Genomic DNA, 3,201 nt, shown 5'->3' on the forward strand with positions numbered 1-3,201 from the left:
CGGAACTGTTCGGCGCCGACATCCTCGAGCTGTGCGTCGAGGTCGGCGGCACGATCACGGGCGAGCATGGCGTCGGCATCGAGAAGATCAATTCGATGTGCGTGCAATTCTCGCGCGCCGAGCTGGATGCGTTCCTGGCCGTCAAGCGCGCCTTCGATCCGGCCGGCATCCTCAATCCCGACAAGGCGATTCCCACGCTGCACCGCTGCGCCGAATACGGCCGCATGCACGTGCGCCACGGACAGAGGCCGTTTTCCAACCTGCCGCGTTTTTGACGATGGATACGACATTACAGGAATTCGCCGACCGGATCGGCGACGCCACCGCCGCCCGCGCTCCGCTGCGCATCCGCGGCGGCGGCAGCAAGGACTGGTACGGACAGGACGTGCGGGGCACGGTGCTCGATACCACGGGATATCGCGGCATCACGGACTACGAACCGACCGAGCTCGTGATCAGCGCGCGCTGCGGCACGCCGCTGGCCGAAATCGAGGCACACCTGGCGGAACACGGCCAGATGCTGGCGTTCGAGCCACCGCACTTCGGCCCCGGTGCGACGATCGGCGGCACCGTGGCGGCAGGATTGTCCGGGCCGCGCCGCCAGGCGGCGGGCGCCGTGCGCGATTTCGTGCTCGGCGCCGTGCTGGTGAACGGGAAGGGCGAGGTCCTGCACTTCGGCGGCAAGGTGATGAAGAACGTGGCCGGCTATGACGTGTCGCGCCTGCTGGCCGGGTCGCTCGGGGTGTTCGGCCTGATCGCCGAGGTGTCGCTGAAGGTCTTGCCGCAGCCGGTCGCCGAATGCACGGTGCAACTGCAGGTGGCGCAGGACGAGGCCCTGCGCCTGCTGAACGAATGGGGCGGCCAGCCGTTGCCCGTCTCGGCCTCCAGCTGGCACGACGACGTGCTGGCGGTGCGCCTGTCCGGCGCGCGGTCGGCGGTCGACGCGGCGCGCCGGCGCATCGGCGGCGAGTTGCTGGACGATGCGGATGACTGGTGGCGCGCCCTGCGCGAGCATGAGGCCGCGTTCTTCACGACCGAGGGCAGCTTGTGGCGCTTGTCGCTGCCGACGATCGCGCCGCCACTGGCGCTGCCCGGTACCCAACTGATCGAATGGGGCGGCGCGCAACGCTGGCTCAGGCTTGACGCCGATGCGGCGACCATCCGCGCGGCCGTAAGCAGCGCCGGCGGCCACGCCACGCTGTTCCGTGGCGGCGACCGCGACGCCGGYGTGTTCCAGCCGCTGGCGCCCGCGGTCCACGCGATCCACCGACAACTCAAGAATGTATTCGACCCGGCCGGGGTCTTCAACCGCGGCCGCATGTACAAGGATTTCTAGCCGTGCAAACCAATCTCGCTGATTTCATCCGGGGCACCCGCGACGGCGACGAGGCCGACGCGATTCTGCGCAAATGCGTCCATTGCGGCTTCTGCACCGCCACCTGCCCGACCTATCAACTGTCCGGCGACGAGCTGGAAGGGCCGCGCGGCCGCATCTACCTGATCAAGCAGGTGCTCGAAGGGCGGCCAGCCACGGACAAGACCCAGGCCCACCTGGACCACTGCCTCACCTGCCGCAACTGCGAATCGGCCTGTCCGTCCGGCGTGCAGTACGGACGCCTGGCCGACATCGGCCGACGCGTGGTCGAGCAGCAGGTGGCGCGCCCTGCGGGCCAGCGCATGCTCCGTACCCTGCTCAAGGAAACGCTGCCGCGCCGCTGGCTGTTCACGCCGGCCATGAAGACGGGGCAGATGCTCCGTCCGCTGCTGCCGCGGGCCTTGAAGGACAAGGTGCCGGTGCCGCAAGGCGCAGGCAGCTGGCCGCGCACGCAGCACGCGCACAAGATGCTGTTCCTCGAAGGCTGCGTGCAGCCGTCGATGTCGCCGAATATCAATGCCGCGACGGCGCGCGTGTTCGATGCCGTCGGCGTGCAACTCGTCGCGGCCAACCGGGCGGGGTGCTGCGGCGCCATCCGCTGGCACATGAACGATGCAGAAGGCGGCCGCGCCGACATGCGGCGCAACATCGACGCATGGTGGCCGTATCTCGAGCAAGGCATCGATACGATCCTGATCAACGCCTCCGGCTGCGGCGCGATGATCAAGGAGTACGGCCATGCGCTCGCCGACGACCCGGTCTATGCGGCCAGGGCGGCGCGCGTGTCTGCCGCCGCGAAGGACGTCAGCGAAGTGCTGCCGGAATTCGAGGTGCGGTTGCGGGCGAAGCTGGGCGGGCGCAAGGGCGGGCCGCGGGTCGCCTATCATCCGCCCTGCACCTTGCAGCACGGCCAGAAGATCCGCGGCAAGGTCGAGGGGCTGCTGCGCGCGGCAGGTGTCGCTGTGCAGTTGTGCGCCGACAGCCATTTGTGCTGCGGCTCGGCCGGCACGTATTCGGTATTGCACAAGAACATCTCGCTGCGCCTGCGCGACGACAAGCTGGCGAAGCTGGAAGCGACGGCGCCGGAACGCATCGTCTCCGCGAATATCGGCTGCATCACGCACCTGCAATCGGGGACGGAGGTACCGGTCGAGCACTGGATCGAACTGCTCGACCGCGCATTGGCGTAAGGAAAAAAGTGGCCGGAAATCAAGCCTTGCAATGCTGGACTCGAGGTCTATACTGACAGCCTGCTCTGTTGCAGGAGGCATTTTTATGCAATGTATTTTGAACTACCGCAATCAGGACGCGGCCGGCCACAAGAATCCGCCGTCGGCACCGCCGGCGATTCCACCCATCATCATCAATCCGTTCAACCGCCACATCCCGTCCCCGGCGATCGATCCGCGCAACACCCCGCCCGGACCGCCCATCGTGCCGCCGCGTGGCCCCGATTTGCGCATCATCTGATCGACATTTGCTGCATCCGGCCGACTGGTCGGTGTGGTCCTTGTCCACGGGGCCGCAACCCCCTATGATCTTGCTTCTGGGCCGAGGCCCGCAAGACAAGCACAAGCAATGAACGACCACAATCCCGACCACGCCCCGGACCACGACGATGACGCACCCGTCCAGGAGGCCCGCCTGTGGCAAGGCAACGGCTGGACCGCACGCGTCATCAAGAACGAAGACGACGACGGCTGGGCCGTGGCCATGTACAAGGATGGCGAATCCGAACCCGCGCTCGTCGGCCCCTGGACCATGGGYCGCGACAAGAAAAACCCGAAGCCGCTCGACATCAGCGCGTTCCACACGCTCGTCAAGAC

General features: G+C 67.2%; 4 protein-coding genes and 1 pseudogene. All 5 read left to right on the plus strand.

Annotated elements, in window-relative coordinates:
• Nucleotides 1–275, plus strand: a 275-nt coding sequence (locus AC1DYX_RS29710) for an FAD-linked oxidase C-terminal domain-containing protein (RefSeq protein ID WP_477265601.1), incomplete at its 5' end; no start/stop codon positions are given.
• A gap of 2 nt (nucleotides 276–277) precedes the next feature.
• On the plus strand, nucleotides 278–1,336 hold the full coding sequence (glcE, locus tag AC1DYX_RS29715) for a glycolate oxidase subunit GlcE (RefSeq protein WP_477265603.1): 1,059 nt from the start codon (nucleotides 278–280) through the stop codon (nucleotides 1,334–1,336).
• A 2-nt stretch (nucleotides 1,337–1,338) separates the two neighbouring features.
• Nucleotides 1,339–2,565, plus strand: coding sequence for a glycolate oxidase subunit GlcF (gene glcF / locus AC1DYX_RS29720; protein ID WP_477265605.1), 1,227 nt, complete (start codon nucleotides 1,339–1,341; stop codon nucleotides 2,563–2,565).
• A gap of 85 nt (nucleotides 2,566–2,650) precedes the next feature.
• Nucleotides 2,651–2,845 carry a hypothetical protein gene (locus AC1DYX_RS29725; protein WP_477265607.1) on the plus strand — a complete coding sequence of 65 codons (195 nt, stop codon included), beginning with the start codon at nucleotides 2,651–2,653 and terminating at the stop codon, nucleotides 2,843–2,845.
• Between the two features lie 108 nt (nucleotides 2,846–2,953).
• Nucleotides 2,954–3,201: pseudogene (locus tag AC1DYX_RS29730) on the plus strand (hypothetical protein); the annotation flags it as partial.

The organism is Massilia sp. P2_C2, from assembly GCF_056404615.1.